An 18,147-nucleotide genomic window follows, 5' to 3' on the forward strand; every position below is an offset into this window, starting at 1 on the left:
CAAGTAAAGTAGTCCTGCGTCACAGACGCAGGACAGAGTTTTGATCATAAGAAACCGGCGAAGGCACAAAAGCATCGGCTTCGCTGTCATTACACCAGTTGTCGCTGTCTATCAGATAACGGAACTGGAATTCCTGCGCCGTTGGCAGGGTTAAAGTGGTGCTGAAATCGCCATTTTTTTGCTTTTTCATCGCCGTTGCCTGCCAGTTATTAAATTCACCCAAAATGGACACCGAAGCTGCGGCGGCAGCCTGCTCTTTGGGCACGACGAAAGTCACTTTACATGCTGGTTTGGTTTTCAGATATTGTTTACTGATCGACATTTCCTGCTCCTTTTGGTGAGACGTCTAAAGCCCATGCTTCGCGGCTTGTGCCGGAACTTTTAAAAGCTAGCACAAAAATGTGACCAAAAAAAATACAAATAATTCAGCGCTGCTATGCAAACGTATGCTGAAACTTCAGTGGTAAAACAGCTTGTTTTTGTTGTGTATGACGCTGAAATCAAACAACAGTATCAACATCGGGTGAGAAGTTGTGTAAAGGCAAATGCCGGCCGGTGGGCTGATACAATAAAAAAACCGCCTGACGGCGGTTTTTTAAAATTGGCTGTTTAAGGCATTAACATTCAATAATGTTCACTGCCAGGCCACCCCGCGACGTTTCCTTGTATTTACTTTGCATATCACGGCCTGTGTCCCACATGGTTTTAATCACTTTATCCAGCGACACCTTGTGCTCGCCAGTACCGCGCAGCGCCAGGCGCGACGCATTAATGGCTTTTACCGCCCCCATGGCATTACGTTCAATACAAGGCACCTGTACTAAACCGCCGACCGGGTCGCAGGTCAGACCCAGGTTGTGCTCCATGCCAATTTCAGCGGCATTTTCCACATTATCCACAGAGCCACCGAGAATTTCGGTTAAAGCACCGGCCGCCATAGAACAAGCCACACCCACTTCACCCTGACAACCAACTTCGGCACCAGAGATAGACGCATTCTTTTTATATAAAATGCCAATAGCTGCTGCAGTTAACAAATACCGGGTGTAGATGTCCGGTGTTACCGGCTGAATAAATTTGTCGTAATACATCAGCACAGCCGGGATAATACCGGCAGCACCATTGGTTGGGGCTGTTACTACACGGCCACCGGCGGCATTTTCTTCATTGACGGCGAGCGCAAATAAGTTCACCCAGTCCATGGCTTGCAAAGGGTCTGAGCTCTTTTCCGCCATTAAACGGCGATGCAAAGCAGGGGCACGGCGTTTAACTTTGAGGCCACCAGGCAAAATACCTTCGGTTTTCATACCCCGTTGCACGCAGTTGAACATGGTTTGCCAAATCTGGCCAAGCTCTTGCTGAATTTGTGCTTCAGAGCGCAGCACTTTTTCGTTTTCCATCATCAGCGCTGCAATAGATAAACCGTGCTCTTTGCACAGTTTTAACAGCTCAGCGCCACTATTAAACGGAAATGGGGGCGGATTGTCGGCAGCAAACTGGCTGGCGGCCTTTTTTTCATTATCAAAATCTTCTGCCTTGACGATAAAACCACCGCCAATCGAAAAATAAATTTCGCTGAAGATCACATCTTTACCGGCATAAGCAATCAGCTCCATGCCGTTGCTGTGCTCTTTTAAGGTTTTACGGCGATGAAACACAATGGCACCTTCCCGTGGGAAGCTGACCGCATGGACACCGTTTAATAAAATTTGTTGGGATTCATCCACTTGTTTTAATAAACCAGGGATCAGATCCGGATCGCAGTTCTCAGGTAAAAAGCCAGCCAGACCTAAAATTACCGCCTTGCCGGTACCGTGGCCAATACCGGTTTGACCTAAAGAGCCAAACAGCTCCACTTTAATGCTGGTCACTTTATCAATCAGATTGGCGTTAATCAGATTGTCGGTAAAAATTTTGGCGGCGCGCATAGGCCCAACGGTATGAGAGCTGGACGGGCCAATGCCGATGCTGAACATGTCAAATGCGCTGATAATCATGAAAATACTACTACTGTGACTAATGTTGTGGCGCCATTGTAGCCCAAGCTATCTGATTCTGTAAGTGAGCTGGTAACTGGTCAGTGTTGCTTCTGTTTTGCCTTAGTTTTTCTAATATCAAAAACTTGGAAATTTAAGCTTCAGAGCCTGTCAGGTGCATTAGCTTTTGGTGTGCAAGGAAAAAGACTATTTGGGAAACAAGGCATAAAGGCTGGCGCTAAGGCCGAAAATAACATTGATTATTTTAATGGATTTACCGAAAGCAGAAATGCACGCAAAGCATTCTTTACAAAGTGGCGTTACCAAGAGGTTTGTTCGGCCAGTTGTTGCAAAATGGCTGCTGTGGCGCCCCAGATCAGTGAACCCTGGTACGGAATAAAATGCAGCATCTGTTTTTGCTGTTTACGTTCAAACCAGAGGCTGGTGCGATGCCGGGGCGACAATGCCAGCGCCAGCGGCAGCTCAATCAGGCTGTCGACTTCATTTGGGTTGATACACCACTGCGGTTTTTGCGCGATAAAACCCAGCCAGGGTGATACCACAAATCCAGTACTGGTGTTTATCAGCGGCAAAGAGCCTAATACCTGAATGCCACCAGCCTGAATACCGGTTTCTTCTTCAGTTTCACGCAGTGCCGCCTGCAGTGCAGTCTCAGCAAGTTCAATTTTGCCCCCGGGTAAACTGATTTGGCCCGGGTGATGGCGTAAATGTTGGGCACGGCGGGTTAATAATAATTTCAGCCCATCCGGCTCAGGCCATAACAACAGCATCACAGCTGCATTGGCTTTGTCTGCTGTGTTGGCTCCGGGGTTTTGTTGTCTGGTCAGCAAAAACCTGGGATAAAAGTCGGCAAAATGCATATCACCTCAGAGCGCGGTTAATACCGGCAAAATTCTGGCTACTTTATCAAAGGTTTCCTGATACTCACTTTCAAAGGTGGAGTCAGCGACAATGCCACCACCGGCCCAGCAATAAATCTGGCCGTCGACACAAAGCAGGGTGCGGATGGCAATATTGCTGTCCATCCGGCCATGCTGGCTGACATAACCAATGCTGCCGCAATAGACGGAGCGCCGACACGGTTCCAGCTCTTCAATAATTTCCATAGCGCGGATTTTAGGTGCACCGGTAATAGAGCCTCCCGGAAAAGCGGCTTTTAATAAATCGACACCACTGAGGTTGGTGTTTAATTGGCCTGTCACAGTACTGACCAAATGATGCACGGCGGGAAAAGACTCGATGGCAAAAAGGGACGGCACTTTAACTGAGCCAGGTTTGCACACTTTGCCCAGATCATTTCTGAGTAAATCTACAATCATTACGTTTTCGGCGCGATCCTTGGCCGATTGTTGCAATGCGCTGGCGCTCTGCGCATCAAGTGTCACATCGGCAAAACGGGGTTTAGTGCCTTTAATGGGTTTGGTTTCTACCTGTCCATTATTCAGTGCAATAAAACGCTCAGGCGAAATAGACAACACAGCACCCTGAGCTAAGCGGATAAAAGCGGAAAAAGGTGCGGCATTGCTGGCTCTGAGTTTCAGATAAGCCTGCCATTCATCCCCCTGATAACGGGCGCTAAAACGCTGGGCAAGATTAATTTGATAACAATCACCACTTTTCAGATAAGCCTGAATTTGCTCAAATTTTTGCTGGTACTGCTGTTTATCCATATTGGCTTGCCAGGCCGAGCTTAACAAAAATTTTTGCTGTTGTTGCTGCAGATAATTTTGTTGTTGTGTCTGTAGCCAGGCTTGTTGTTGCGGCCAGCGTGTGGCGGCATCACCACGGCAATCCACATACCACAGCTCTCGCAGCTGTTTATCCAGTACCAGAGCCCAGGGGTATAAGCCAAAACAAATATCAGGCAGCTTGATATCGTCATTGGCGCTTTGTGGCAGTTGTTCTATCACCCGGCCCGCGTCATATGCGATGTAACCCAGGGCGCCGCCGGTAAAGGGCAGTGGCTGTTCGGTGTTTTGGCAAGGCCCCAGATACTGCTGTTGCAGGGTTTTTAACAGTTCAAAAGGGTCGGCGTTTAGCTCATCACTGCCATCCGGCGTTGTCACAGTACAACGTCTGCCTTTGGCTTCTAACGTCACTAAAGGTTGTGCCACCAGAATGTCGTATCTGCTGTTGGTATGGTTTTGGGCGGCGGAGTCGAGCAGCATGGCAAAAGGCATGGCAGAAAGCGGAGCAAAAAGCTCAAGCAGGGAATCAGGCGTTTCAGGTAATAACAACACAGACATCTACAGGATTCTCAATAATTCAAAGCTGTGCAGCGGCGAAGCGGGCGCTTCTCACCGATTTTTGTCGCTGTTTAGCCCAAGGTTACAGTTTCATGCCATTTTTGTCTGACTTTGAGCCTGGTTTGATCTTCGGGTGACTAGCCGCTGCTTTTGATGCGCGTTATGATACCAGCCCTGCTTAAAAAGAACAGCCAAGGGTCGGTTGAGCAAGCAACCGGCACCAGCTGCAACAGCTGTAGTTGTGGTGTTTTTTGCACTACAGCATGAACCGACACTCGAGGGCATAGCATGACCGTGATCCGCCAACAAGATTTTATCGACAGCATCGAAGATGCACTGCAATACATCTCTTTTTATCATCCGCTGGATTTTGTCCAGGCTTTGGAAAAGGCCTATCACAAAGAACAAAACCAGGCTGCCAAAGATGCTATTGCCCAAATTCTGATCAACTCCCGGATGTCAGCTGAAGGCCACAGACCTATTTGCCAGGACACTGGTATCGTCACCTGTTTTGTCAATATAGGTATGGACGTCAAATGGGACAAAACCGATATGACCATTCAGCAAATGGTTGATGAAGGTACCCGCCGTGCTTATATGAATCCAATCAACCCGCTGCGTGCTTCTATTGTTGCTGACCCTGCCGGCTCACGGAAAAACACCAAAGACAACACACCAGCTGTGGTGCATATCAATATGGTGCCAGGCCATCATGTGGAAGTGGCGATTGCCGCCAAAGGCGGTGGCAGCGAAAACAAAACCAAAATGGTGATGCTCAACCCCTCTGACTCAGTGGTGGAGTGGGTGCTGGAAACCTTACCAAAAATGGGCGCCGGCTGGTGTCCGCCAGGCATGCTGGGCATTGGTATTGGTGGCACTGCTGAAAAAGCCGCAGTACTTGCCAAAGAAGCGCTGATGGAGCCTGTGGATATTCAGGAGCTGATTGAAAAGGGCGCAGAAACAGGTGAAGAAAAACTGCGTTTAGAGCTTTATGAAAAAGTGAACAAACTTGGGATTGGTGCTCAGGGTTTAGGCGGTTTAACCACAGTGGTTGACGTAAAAATTAAATCAGCACCAACACATGCAGCGTCAAAACCTGTGGTGATGATCCCCAACTGCGCCGCTACCCGCCATGTGCATTTTCATTTAGATGGCTCAGGCCCGGCGCATTTACCAGTGCCAAAACTGGAAGACTGGCCAGAAGTGACCTGGGAGCTGGGTGCCAATGTGCGCCGGGTGAATTTGAATACTGTGACACCTGCTGATGTGCTGGACTGGAAAGCCGGTGAAACCGTGCTGCTGTCTGGCAAAATGCTGACCGGCCGCGATGCGGCGCACAAGCGGATTGCCGATATGCTGGCTGCTGGCCAAGGCCTGCCAGAAGGCGTTGATTTTAAAAATAAATTTATCTATTACGTCGGCCCTGTGGATGCAGTCGGAGACGAAGTAGTGGGGCCTGCAGGTCCAACAACAGCCACCCGTATGGATAAATTTACCGAGATGATGTTAAGCCAAACAGGTCTGCTTGGCATGATTGGTAAATCAGAACGTGGTGATGCCACTGTTGAGAGTATTCGCCAGCATAAAGCTGTCTACCTGATGGCGGTGGGCGGTGCAGCTTATCTGGTGTCTAAAGCCATTAAACAGGCCCGTGTGGTGGCTTTTGCCGATTTAGGCATGGAAGCTATTTATGAGTTTGATGTGGTGGACATGCCGGTGACAGTGGCCGTTGACAGTCAGGGCAATAACGTGCATAAACAAGGACCTGCGATCTGGAAAGTGAAGATCGGCGAGCTGGATGCACAAGCAGCAAAAGCATAAGTATTAGAAGAAAAAATACAGGCCGTCAGGTCGTATCTAAGCGCCACAAGCTGACAATGCGCGTCAGTTGTGGCCACAACTAACTGTAACGCGCCTGCCCCTGGCTACCGGAGGCGGCGCGTTTTTTCAGGGAGACACAATCATATGAAAAAAGCATGGGGAATTTTAGTCGCGGCTTTATTAAGCGGCGCAGCCCAGGCCAAATCGCCTTTAACCGTCGAACACTTAAATAAACTGAATAAACTTTATGATGTGGTGTTGTCCTCAGACGGCCGTTATCTGGTCTATGGCCAGAAAAATGGTGGTTTAGCACCAGCCGACAGCACAGCTGATTTATACCTGATGGATTTATCCGACGGCAATAAAGTCAAACGCCTAACCGAAAGCGACAGCAAAGAACACTCGGTCAAATTCAGCAGCGATGACGCAAGCCTTTATTTTTTAACTGACCGCAGTGGCTCTACTCAGCTGTGGCGACTACCACTTGGTGGCGGTGAAGCACAGCAAGTCACTGATTTACCGCTGGATGTACAAGGTTATCTGGTGTCTTCCGACAACAAAAAACTGGTACTGACCTTAGATGTAAAACCAGGTTGTGGTGATATTGCCTGTACTGTCACAGCGCAAAAACAAAAAGCAGAGAAAAAAGACAGTGCCATGGTGTATGACCAATTAATGGTTCGGCATTGGGATACTTTTGAAGACGAATTTAAACAACACTTTTTTGTGGCGGATTTAACCGGTAAAAAAGTAACAGACGCCCGCGATTTAATGCCGGAGTGGAATACCGATGTGGCAGGCGCTGGCGAAGCGGCCTTTACGCCGGATGGCAATAACCTGGTGTTTAGTGCCAAAATTCCGGCCAAAGATCAGGCCTGGCACACCAACTTTGATATTTTTCAGGTGGCTCTTGCCGGCGGCGAAAAAATTAATTTAACCAAAGATAATCCGGCCTGGGATGCCAAACCGGCTTTTTCTAAAGATGGCCGTTATATGGCCTATCTGGCGATGAAAAAACCAGGCTTTGAAGCCGATCGTTTTGGTTTGATGTTGCTGGATTTAGTCACAGGTGAGCGCAAAGAGCTGGCGCAGGACTGGGATAGATCAGTGGATGAATATCTGTTTGGCCCGGATAACCGCACTTTATATGTGACAGCGCAGGATGTAGGCCAAAAGAGTATTTTTGCCATTAACAGCGCCTTTGGTGATGTGTCCAAAGTGTATGGTGACGGCAGCGCCGGCAGCCTGAATGTGGCTGCTGGCAAAGTGATTTTTGTCAATCACAGCCTGAATTCGCCAATGGATATTTATCAGGTGAAAGGCGAGTCGGGGCAAGCTGAAGCCTTAACCCGCATCAATGCTGACAATCTGAAAGACATTCAGTTTGGCGAGTTTGCGCAGTTTAGTTTCCCTGGTGCCAATGAAGAAACGGTCCACGGCTACTGGATGAAACCCTGGAATTATCAGGAAGGCAAAAAATACCCTATTGCTTTTATTGTGCACGGCGGCCCGCAAAGTAGCTTTGGCAATATGTTTAACTACCGCTGGAACGCTCAGCTCTGGGCAGCGCAGGGTTATGGTGTGGTGATGATCGATTTCCATGGCTCTACCGGCTATGGTCAGGCCTTTACCGATTCCATCAGTCGGGACTGGGGTGGCAAACCACTGGAAGACCTGAAAAAAGGCCTGACTTATATCACCGAAAAAGAAAGCTGGCTTGATGGCAACAATGCCTGTGCCCTTGGCGCTTCGTATGGCGGTTATATGATGAACTGGATAGCCGGCAACTGGCCGACCGGCTTTAAGTGTCTGGTCAATCATGCCGGTTTATTTGATATGCCAAGTTTTTACGGCAGCACCGAAGAGTTGTGGTTCCCTGAATATGACATGGGGGGCCCGGTCTGGAATAAAGAAGCCGATTATCACAAGTTTAATCCGGCGGCTTTAGTGGACAACTGGAAAACGCCAATGTTGGTGATCCACGGTTTAAAAGATTATCGGGTGCCTTATGCCCAGGGGTTAGCTGCTTTTACCACACTGCAGCGTAAAGGTATTGACTCTAAACTGGTGATTTTCCCGGATGAAAACCACTGGATCCTAAAACCGGCCAACGCCGAGCGCTGGTACAACGAAGTGTTTGCCTGGATGAAACAACATACAGCGAAAAAATAACAGTTACTGCCATCATCAAGCCCGCTTAATGCGGGCTTTTTTACGCCAGCTGTGGCAATAAGGCGATAAAATGTCTTTGTTAAATGTGATGAAAAATTCACAGTAAAACAAAAAGATGCTTACTTCTATTGCAAAGGATGGCCGGTGATATATCTTTAGCTGCACCACCTTGTCTCCTGTCTGGAGACATCAATGCCAGGTTCTATCAGCTGACATAAGGAGTTTGTCATGCGTTTTACCCAAAAAATTAAACTGATCAGTTTAGCGACCGCTTTATTCCCTTTGTTGTTGGCCACCATTATTGTCACCTTGTTAGCCAGAGCCGAGTTATTTCATCAGGCCGAAGCTAAGTTGATGGCCGTTCGGGAAATTAAAAAACAGCAGGTGCAGACGTTATTTCAGGATTTTGCTAAAGGACTCACTACGGTGCGGGCTGTTGCCGAACAAAGCTCAGACCAAAATCCGCAGGCGCTTGATCTGGTGCTCGCCAAAATGGCGAGCGAACTTGGTTTTTACGATATTTTCCTGATTGATCCCCAAGGCACCATTGTTTACAGCGTGGCTCGTGAAAGCGACTATCAGACCAATTTATTGGATGGCCCTTATCGGGATTCCGGGCTGGCGCAGCTTTATCGCAGCGTAAAAAACTCGGCGACTCAGCTGCAGATTCAGGACTTTGCGCCTTATGCCCCCTCCAACGGTCAGGCAGCTGCTTTTATGGCGATGCCTTTTGTACTGAATGGCAACAACTGGGTGGTGGCAGTGCAATTGTCTATTGACCGTATTAACGCAGTGATGCAGGTGCGGGAGGGCATGGGGCAAAGTGGAGAAACTTATCTGGTTGGGCCTGATCAGCGGATGCGCTCAGACTCTTTTCTTGACCCGGTGAATCGTACTGTACTGGCGTCTTTTGCCGGCACAGTGGCTGCAAATGGTGTGCAGACTGCAGCAAGTCAAGCGGCGCTGCAAGGACAAAGCGGCCTGCTTTATATCAACGATTACAATCAAAATCCGGTGGTGTCGGCTTATTCGCCTGTCACTTTATTTGGTCTGCAATGGGCATTGCTGGCAGAAATTGATGTGGCCGAAGTGGCGGCACCGGCGCAGCGTATGTTGTGGATCGGGCTTGCGATAGTGCTGGCGGCTGTGGTGCTGGCACTTTTGGCTGCAGCAGTTGTCAGCCGTTTTGTGCTGGCACCTTTAGGTGGTGAGCCGGCCGATATGGTTTTGATGACCAGTGTGATCGCCAAAGGTGATCTCACCATGGCGCTTGGCAGCGCCACTCAGTCCAGTCTGATGGGTTGGTTATCCAGAATGCAGCAACAACTACGGGCACTGATAGCACAGCTGGTTGGCGTTGGCCGCGCGCTGGAAATGGCCGCGGCACAAAATTCAGCGGCTATGACGCAGGCCGATGGCAGTTTGCAGCTGCAGGCGCGCGAAACGGAAATGCTGGCCACCGCCATTGAAGAAATGAGTTATGCCGCGGCGGAAATTGGCACTAATACGATTCAGGCGTCTGATGAAGTGAATGCCTGCCAGCAGTCTGGTGCGCAGTTAACGGCTACTATTTATCAGGTTGTCAGCAGTCTGGATCAGACCATGTCGGCTTTTTCGCACATTCGTGATGGTGTATCCAAGCTGGATAAAGACAGTCAGCAGATTGCGGCTGTTGTTGGTGTGATCACCGCTATTGCCGAACAAACCAATTTGCTGGCGCTAAATGCGGCCATAGAAGCCGCAAGAGCTGGTGAACAAGGTCGGGGTTTTGCCGTGGTGGCGGATGAAGTGCGCCAGCTTGCTGCCAAGGTGCAGCTTGCCACCAAAGATATCAGCGCAGTCATAGGTGGGGTAGTCCAGCTTTCAAAGGATCTGAGTCAAAACAGTGTGGATTGTGTGCAAATAGCAGAGCACACCAAAACCCAGGCCGGTGAGATGCAGCAGCAGGTGGATGATATAGAGCGGCGGTTATTACAGTTAAAACAGCTGATGGCACAAACCGCCACTGCTGCAGAAGAACAAAGTAGTGTCAGCACCACGTTGGCCCGTGGTATCAGTTGCCTCAGTGCTGCAGCTGAAGAGAACAGCAGCGCTATCAGTGAAGTGGCGCAAAGTACTCGTAGCTTATTGGGTCTTGCCAATGAACTTGGCACTACTGTGGGTCAGTTTAAAGTATAAAAAGGTTTGGGGTTGGCGAACACGACGTTTAAGATTTTAAGAATTTCATACACTTAGATGTTAAATGTTCGAAACTGCGTTATGATTTAGCCGGCTGTTGTGGTGATAAAACACAACACCGGCGTTAATTAGCCTCAGATTTACATTTTACTAACCCTTTGCAAGTTGGGGTATTCACCGTAGTGCTAACAGGATAACTTTTTGTTGATGAGTTCCGCTTCACAGCAACAAACCTCACCACAAAACCGACGCCGTTCGGTGCTCACCATTATTGCCAGTTATGTGGTTTTTACCCTGTGTTGGATCCTGCTGTCAGATTATTTGCTGGACAGTGCCGGTTTGCCGCCCCAACAGATATTCTGGTTCTCTGTAGCCAAGGGGCTGGTCTATATAGTCCTAAGTTCCCTGTTGTTATATTTTCTGGTGCAGCGCAGCCTGGACAAAGCGGTTGAGCTGCCAGCGCTTAAATTTTCTAAAGTAAATCATTCCCGCATTTTATGGTTGTTATTGTTAATTTTACTGTCGTCTCCGGTGTTGTCTTTGCTTGTCAAAAATTTATATGGCGAACAGGTCCTGAATGCGAGCCGCGACAGCAGCCAGCGCGTGCTGGCACAAAAACAGCAGTTTTTTCAACGCTGGCTGCAAGAACGGCAGTTTGATATCAACAGCCTGCGCCATGATTTAGCACTGGCGCAGCAGCTGGCTGTGCTGGCAAAACAGAAACCGGTCGTCCAGGAGTCGCAAACGCAGCCCAATGCAATAAGTGCTGCTTCGGCTCAGATCCGCGCCCGTTTATCACCACTGGTCGCAAACCATGCCTTTAGCCAGATTGAGTTTTATGCCGGCGGCAAAGCACTGTTGAGTGTGGGGCAAAACAGCACTATGCCTAAATGGGCACACAGCGAGCTGCCGGCGCTTTGGTGCGCCGACAGGGTCAGTTTTCGTGATTGTCGTTTGATGTGGCAGTTGTACTGGCCGCAGTTACCCGATGTACAACTGCGTTTGCAAAGCCGACTGGACGATTTTGTACGACCTGAATTGTTAAACTGGCCGGATCCTTCGGTGCAGGTCAGTGTTTTACTACAGCCAACCCAGGGGCAGCCCGGGCACCTTCGGCCAATGTTGCTGGAACAGCGTTTATGGCAGGAGCTGGTATTGCAGGCTCGGATCAATGAGGATGCAGTGCTGGCGCCGGTACGTACCCTGGTCACCTGGGTTTCTATGGTGAGCCTGGTGCTTTTTACCATCTTGTCGGTCAGTTTATTATTGTACTGGCGCCAGCAAATGCTGGGGTATATGGTGACCTTACAAGCCAGGGCGCAGGAACGCGACAGTGTGCAAAAGGCCTTTTTCAGCTCGCCTTTTGTCGGTATGGCCATAGTGCGTTTTGCCGATCTGACACTGCAGCAAAGTAATTTGCGGTTACAACAAATGAGTCTGAAAACTGAGCGGGAACTAACTGAACTACCGCTCAAACAGATACTGCAGCTGGATAACTGGCAGGCTTTTGCCAAAGCCCTGCATGATTTACCCCGTGATCATTTTCATCTGACCTGGCAGGCAAATCTAATCAGGCCCGCCACAGCACCTTTGTTGGTTGAATTATCCATTTATGCGCTGGCTCCTGACAGCGAGGCTGAGCCTGTGTTATTGCTCAGTATCGAAGACATTACCGAACGCTCGCAGTATAAACAGCATTTACGCCGACGCGCGCAGCTGATGGCCACTTTGGCCACTCTCAGCCAACAGTTCTTACAGCACAGCGACTGGTTGGCGGTGTTTCGGCAGAACTTACCGGCGCTGGCTGAACATCTGCAGGTCGGTACGGTATTTTTGTATCAGTGTCAGCATCATCAAAGTGGCACCGAAGCCTGGCGGCTGGCGATTTGGCGGGCACATCAGCATCAGGTGAAACATGATTTGGTGCATCTGGACGAAGCCATGCTGGCGCAGATTGATATCAAATCTGTACTGGCGAAAGGCGAAATCCTCGCAGGCCCCGTGGGGGAATTTGGCCCGGAGGTACAACAGTTGTTAAGTCAGAATGGTGTGCAAGGGCTGGCCATTCTTCCGGTGATGTCCGGTGAGTTGTGGTGGGGTTTTATTGGTTTTACCAGCCATCAGGCCGATTACCAGTGGAGCCAGAGTGAACTGGATACGCTGAAGTTATTGTCTGACACCATTGGCAACGCCATTAAGAGACAGCAGTTTGAAAACTCGCTGCAACAGGCTGCGGCAGTATTTGACAGCACCCGCGAAGGCATTATGGTGACCGACGCCAACAACAAAATAGTGCAGGTGAACCAGAGTCTGCTTGATATGCTGGGTTACGAGCAGGATGAAGTGCTGGGCCAAACCCCGGCCATGTTTGCGTCCGGGCGTCATGACAGCAGTTTTTATCTGGAGATGTGGCAGGAACTGCAAAAGCATGGTCACTGGCAGGGCGAGATCTGGAACAGGCGCAAAAATGGCGAAATTTATCCGGAGCTTTTGAGCATCAGCGCTATTTACGACCATCAGCAGCAGATTAAAAACTACGTGGCGGTATTTGCCGACATTACCCAGCTCAAAGCCTCACAACAGGAGCTGGAGTATCTGGCGCACCACGATGTACTGACCGGCTTGCCCAACCGGCTGATGATGTTAAGCCGGCTGGATGGCGCCATAGACGCCGCCACCCGGCACCAGCAGGGTTTTGCGCTGTTAATGCTGGATTTAGACAGGTTTAAATACGTCAACGACAGTTTTGGCCATCCGGCCGGAGATGAGTTGTTAAAACTGGTGGCTGAGCGCCTTGGCGGTAAGTTAAGGCCGGAAGATACACTGGCGCGCTTTGGCGGCGATGAATTTATGATTTTACTGCCGGTGCTGGAGCACGAAGAAGACGCAGGTCGTCTGGCCAGCGACATTATCCATGAGCTGAATCAACCGTTGTTGTTATCGAATAATACCGAAGTGCGCATTGGTATCAGCGTTGGCATTGCGCTATTTCCTCAGCATGGTGCAGAAGGTGCCATGTTATTGCAAAACGCCGATGCGGCGCTGTACCGCGCTAAAGAGCAGGGCCGCGGACGTTTTGCTTATTATTCTGACGATTTAACCCAATACGCCCGCACCCGCATTGAAATGGAATCCAAACTACGTAATGCCCTGGCTGAGCAGCAGTTTGTGGTGTACTTCCAGCCGCAAACCGACGTACAAAGTGGCGCTATAGTGGGGGCCGAAGCTTTGGTGCGTTGGTTAGACCCCGACAGTGGCTCAGGTCAAGGGCCAACATTGGTGCCACCTGGTGTCTTTATTCCTATTGCCGAAGACACAGGCCTGATTGGCGCTATTGGTGAAGTGGTGCTCAAACAAACCTGTGCTCAGGGCGCTGCCTGGTTAGCTGCCGGCCTGCCAGAGCTTAAACTGGCGGTCAATCTATCGTCGCATCAGTTTTCCCACGGTGATATTGCGGCAACGGTCAAACAAATTCTCGACGAAACCGGTTTCCCGCCGCATCTGCTGGAGCTGGAGTTGACTGAAAGCGCCATTATGGCCAATGAAAGCAGCGCTTTTGACACCTTAAATACCTTACACCAGCTGGGCATCGCCCTTGCCATCGACGATTTTGGTACAGGTTACTCATCCTTTTCCTATTTAAAAAAATACCAGCTGGACGTGCTTAAAATTGATAAAAGTTTTATTGATGATGTGCCACTTGATAACGACAGCAATGAAATTGTCAGCGCTATTATTTCGATGGCGCGGGTGCTCAAACTTAAAACCCTGGCCGAAGGTGTTGAAGAGGCGGAACAGCTGGCCTTTTTGCGCGCCCATGGTTGTGATTTTTATCAGGGATATTATTGCAGCAAACCCTTACCGGCCGCTGAGTTTGAAGTGTTGGTGCGGTCGGGGTTATGACAGCACAGCAACCTGTTTGCCGTCAGTTGTAAGCGTCAACATCTTTTTAGTTGATACAGGTCGCTGCCCGCTCGTCACTAACCCATGATTGACTGAGTCTCTCGCTTTGTTAGGCAAAATGAGAAGAAAACGTGATTGGTGCACTAAGGTCAGCCATGACCTGGTTTTTACCTTTGTTTTTGGCTTGGTAAAGTAATACATCAGCGCGCTGAACAGCTTTTTCTAAGCCTTCATCGTCGATTTGAGTGACACCAAAACTGGCAGTGAAGCAAAGTGATTGAGTGGAGAGCTCAATGACCTGCTTTGATGTTTGATGACAAATCCGGTTGGCAACCATATTCGCTTGTATCAGGTCCGTTTGGCGAAGCACCAGCAAAAACTCTTCACCACCCAGTCGTATCACCAAATCGTCAGGTCGCAGAGCCGATTGCAGTAAATGGCAAAACTTTCTGATCACTTGGTCACCAATACCGTGACCGTAAAGGTCATTGATGCGTTTAAAGTTATCAATGTCACACATCACAACACAGCCAAAGTTCAAAGCTTCGGGCTTTGCAGTGAGCTCAGAAAACAATCTCCTGTTATAGGCTCCGGACAGAGGGTCGATTTGCCCATCATTTTTGGTCTGCTCAATAATGTCATTCAGGAAAAGGGCGTACACAGCCGTAGTCAGAACGATGCCATTTAACAGAATAAACAGCAAAACTCGTAATGATGTCGTAATGCCCGGAATTGTCAGATTTACCAGTGCGGTGTTTGTGATCAGTGAGTTGGCCAGCAGCACATACAAGCAAATTTTTAAATAGCGATCGCCCTGATGAAATGACTTCTGGCTGCGATTCATCATCAATAAAGCGGTGACTAAAAGCAGCGTATGAAGCTGGGGCATGACAAGATTGCGCAACATAAACTGATCAATTAGCAGCAGTGCAGTTACTGCTGTTACTGTAAGTAAAAGGATGAATTGCCATGATCTGATTCGAAGCACGTAGCTACTATATCGCCTGCTTATAGCCACACAGATAAAAAAATAGCTACTGGCATAACCTAGATTGGCAAGTAAAACCGACAGCAGGCGAAGTTCAGGTAACTCTTGAGTCAGTACCTGAATAGAGCCTGCCGAAAAAGCAAAAGCCCAGGTCACGACGGCAAAACGTAAATAACGTAGAGCTCCTTTCGCGCCGGAAGAACCAGGTTGTGGAATTTGAAACAAACTAAAAGCCAGCAGTGCGGTACAAGCGGCTCCGATAGTGTTCAGCATTAGTAATAGAGTTGCATCCTGCATACTAAAAAGTCCATTTCAGTCAGAGAGTTCTAAAATTAGTGTTTCAAAAGTAAACAAGTTTTGCAATCAGCTAGAACATAAAATACTGATTTTTCATCTTTAGGAAAATTTAGGTTCTATGCCCGTTAAATTCAGATACCTGGATAACATGCAGCTTATTGCGTCGGCATCATTGCGTTTGCTTGTGCACTTCAACTAAAAAAATTTATCAGTGCCTAATAAGCTAGAAACTTTTATAAAGTTGCAAAGTGCCAGACCTATTATCCGTTATGAGCAGGATGAGTGGCGTTTGTTTAACATATAAGGCTGCATCAGCACAGGTTCTGATGCATGCCAGACAGTGGCGAAAATTTTTGGCTTAGCCCAATAAAAACCGGGCATGAAACCTTACATGTTGTTCAATAAAAGTCGCAATAAAATAATAACTATGGTCGTAGCCTGGCTGTAACTCATAAATCAGCTTTGTATTGCTGGCCGCAGCTGCTTGTTGTAGTGACTCGGGTTTAAGCTGATTGGTCAAAAATTGATCGTCACCACCCTGGCTAACCAATATCGGCAGGCGGCTGCCGGTTTTGGCCAAAAGCATACTGGCGTCATATTGAGCCCAGCTGCTTTCATCAGCGCCTAAATAGGCAGTAAAAGCTTTTTGGCCCCAGTCACACCGGGTTGGGTTACAGATAGGGGCAAAAGCCGATACCGACAGATAATTTTGCGGCGCCCGCAGTGCCAGCACCAAGGCGCCGTGGCCCCCCATAGAATGGCCACTAATAGCTTTTTTGGCGGTAACAGGCAGGTTAGCTTCAATCAGCGCCGGTAATTCCTGCTGAATATAATCATCCATCCGGTAATGGCTGGCCCATGGCTCTTGGGTTGCATTGACATAAAAACCTGCGCCTAAACCTAAGTCGTAAGCCCCATCCGGTGAATCGGCAACATCTGCGCCTCTTGGGCTGGTGTCTGGAATAATCAGCGCCATACCAAGTTCGGCGGCGATACGCTGAGCGCCGGCTTTACTGGAAAAATTTTCATCGGTGCAGGTGAGACCCGACAACCAATACAAAGCCGGTACTTTATGTTGTGCGGCCTGTGGTGGTAAAAATACCGAAAATTGCATGGTGCAATTAAGCACTTTGGAGACGTGGCTATAACGCTGTTGTAAACCGCCAAAACAACGTTGACTGGAGACCAGTTGTAAATTCATTTTTTGCTCCGTTTTGTGTTTTTGCTAAAAATCCGCTTTGTAAATGCCGTTGCAAAAGCAGGCTTTTGGGGCTCTTATCGATAAAAAAGGCCAGCTAAACTGGCCTTTTGGCATTTTTATTCTGTAACCATTACCAATACTGCTAAGCTCGCGCAGTGATAATTAATAATGGATCACAGTACGAATCGATTTACCTTCGTGCATTAAATCAAATGCCTCGTTAATTTGCTCCAGCGGCATGGTGTGGGTAATAAAGGTATCGAGTTCAAACTCACCTTTTAAATAACGCTCCACATAATCCGGCAGTTCAGTGCGGCCCTTCACGCCACCAAAAGCAGTACCGCGCCAGACCCGGCCTGTCACCAGCTGGAAAGGGCGGGTTGAGATTTCGGCGCCACTTGGGGCTACCCCAATAATCACCGATTCACCCCAGCCTTTATGACAGCACTCTAAAGCTGAGCGCATGACATTGACATTGCCAATACATTCAAAGCTAAAGTCGACACCACCGTCGGTCATTTCCACAATGACATCCTGAATTGGCTTGTCGAATTTTTGTGGGTTAATCACATCTGTGGCGCCGAGTTTCAGTGCGATATCAAATTTGGCTTCGTTAATATCAATGGCAATAATACGGCTGGCTTTGGCCATTACAGCGCCGATAATAGCCGATAAACCAATGCCACCCAGGCCAAATACGGCCACTGTGTCACCAGCTTTGACTTTAGCGGTATTCATCACAGCGCCCATGCCAGTAGTGACGCCACAACCTAATAAACAGACTTTTTCCAAAGGGGCTTCTTTATTAATTTTGGCCAGTGCTATTTCCGGCAGCACCGTATATTCACTAAAAGTGGAGGTGCCCATATAGTGATAAATGGGCTGGCCGTCTTTGGAGAAGCGGGTGGTGCCATCCGGCATTAAACCCTGACCCTGAGTGGCACGAATGGCCTGGCATAAATTGGTTTTGCCGCTTAAACAAAACTTACATTTGCCACACTCCGGGGTATAAAGTGGGATCACATGATCGCCAACCTGCACGCTGGTCACACCTTCACCTACTGCTTCTACCACACCAGCACCTTCGTGACCCAGAATACAAGGGAACTTGCCTTCAGAGTCGGCGCCAGACAGGGTATAAGCGTCGGTATGGCACACCCCAGTGGCGACCAGTTTGACGAGCACTTCCCCTTTTTGGGGTGGCATTAAATCCACTTCTTCAATTTTCAGTGGCTGGCCTGGTCCCCAGGCAACGGCGGCGCGGGTTTTAATCATTTGCATTGCAATGTCCTTGTTGTTGGCAGCTGGGCGAATTTTGTATAGCAGAAATACAGTGGGCAGTCT

The 18,147-nt window shown here is 48.8% G+C and carries 11 protein-coding genes; 4 read left to right on the forward strand and 7 right to left on the reverse strand.

Features of this window, described 5'->3' with window-relative positions:
* Window positions 1-19: 19 nt before the first annotated feature.
* The 4 genes from V7P87_RS14885 to pabB form a co-directional block, all read right to left on the reverse strand.
* Entirely contained in the window at window positions 20-322 is a 303-nt protein-coding gene (locus tag V7P87_RS14885) for an isoamylase early set domain-containing protein (RefSeq protein WP_333798132.1), read from the reverse strand.
* Between the two features lie 295 nt (window positions 323-617).
* Entirely contained in the window at window positions 618-1,997 is a 1,380-nt protein-coding gene (locus V7P87_RS14890; protein WP_296295260.1) for an L-serine ammonia-lyase, read from the reverse strand.
* 299 nt (window positions 1,998-2,296) lie between these two features.
* A complete protein-coding gene (locus V7P87_RS14895) occupies window positions 2,297-2,857 on the reverse strand; it encodes a CoA pyrophosphatase (protein WP_333798133.1) in 561 nt (186 codons plus the stop codon).
* Window positions 2,858-2,863: 6 nt separating this feature from the next.
* Entirely contained in the window at window positions 2,864-4,243 is a 1,380-nt protein-coding gene (gene pabB, locus V7P87_RS14900; protein WP_333798134.1) for an aminodeoxychorismate synthase component I, read from the reverse strand.
* 288 nt (window positions 4,244-4,531) lie between these two features.
* On the opposite strand from pabB, the gene V7P87_RS14905 reads away from it, so the two are divergent.
* From V7P87_RS14905 to V7P87_RS14920, 4 genes are all read left to right on the forward strand, one after another.
* Window positions 4,532-6,064: a fumarate hydratase gene (locus V7P87_RS14905; protein ID WP_333798135.1), complete on the forward strand. Its 1,533-nt coding sequence runs from the start codon at window positions 4,532-4,534 to the stop codon at window positions 6,062-6,064.
* 144 nt (window positions 6,065-6,208) lie between these two features.
* A complete protein-coding gene (locus V7P87_RS14910) occupies window positions 6,209-8,236 on the forward strand; it encodes a S9 family peptidase (protein WP_333798136.1) in 2,028 nt (675 codons plus the stop codon).
* A 228-nt stretch (window positions 8,237-8,464) separates the two neighbouring features.
* Entirely contained in the window at window positions 8,465-10,414 is a 1,950-nt protein-coding gene (locus V7P87_RS14915; RefSeq protein WP_333798137.1) for a methyl-accepting chemotaxis protein, read from the forward strand.
* A 207-nt stretch (window positions 10,415-10,621) separates the two neighbouring features.
* A complete protein-coding gene (locus V7P87_RS14920) occupies window positions 10,622-14,317 on the forward strand; it encodes a sensor domain-containing protein (RefSeq protein WP_333798138.1) in 3,696 nt (1,231 codons plus the stop codon).
* 109 nt (window positions 14,318-14,426) lie between these two features.
* Here the strand turns inward: V7P87_RS14920 and V7P87_RS14925 are convergent, their stop codons facing one another.
* The 3 genes from V7P87_RS14925 to V7P87_RS14935 all read right to left on the reverse strand — a co-directional run bounded on the left by V7P87_RS14925 (window position 14,427) and on the right by V7P87_RS14935 (window position 18,075).
* Window positions 14,427-15,602: a GGDEF domain-containing protein gene (locus V7P87_RS14925; RefSeq protein WP_333798139.1), complete on the reverse strand. Its 1,176-nt coding sequence runs from the start codon at window positions 15,600-15,602 to the stop codon at window positions 14,427-14,429.
* Window positions 15,603-15,960: 358 nt separating this feature from the next.
* Entirely contained in the window at window positions 15,961-16,803 is an 843-nt protein-coding gene (gene fghA / locus V7P87_RS14930; RefSeq protein WP_333798140.1) for an S-formylglutathione hydrolase, read from the reverse strand.
* 162 nt (window positions 16,804-16,965) lie between these two features.
* A complete protein-coding gene (locus tag V7P87_RS14935) occupies window positions 16,966-18,075 on the reverse strand; it encodes an S-(hydroxymethyl)glutathione dehydrogenase/class III alcohol dehydrogenase (protein ID WP_442967978.1) in 1,110 nt (369 codons plus the stop codon).
* Window positions 18,076-18,147: the final 72 nt, after the last annotated feature.

The sequence above is a fragment of the Rheinheimera sp. genome (genome assembly GCF_036782235.1).
Taxonomy (GTDB): domain Bacteria; phylum Pseudomonadota; class Gammaproteobacteria; order Enterobacterales; family Alteromonadaceae; genus Pararheinheimera.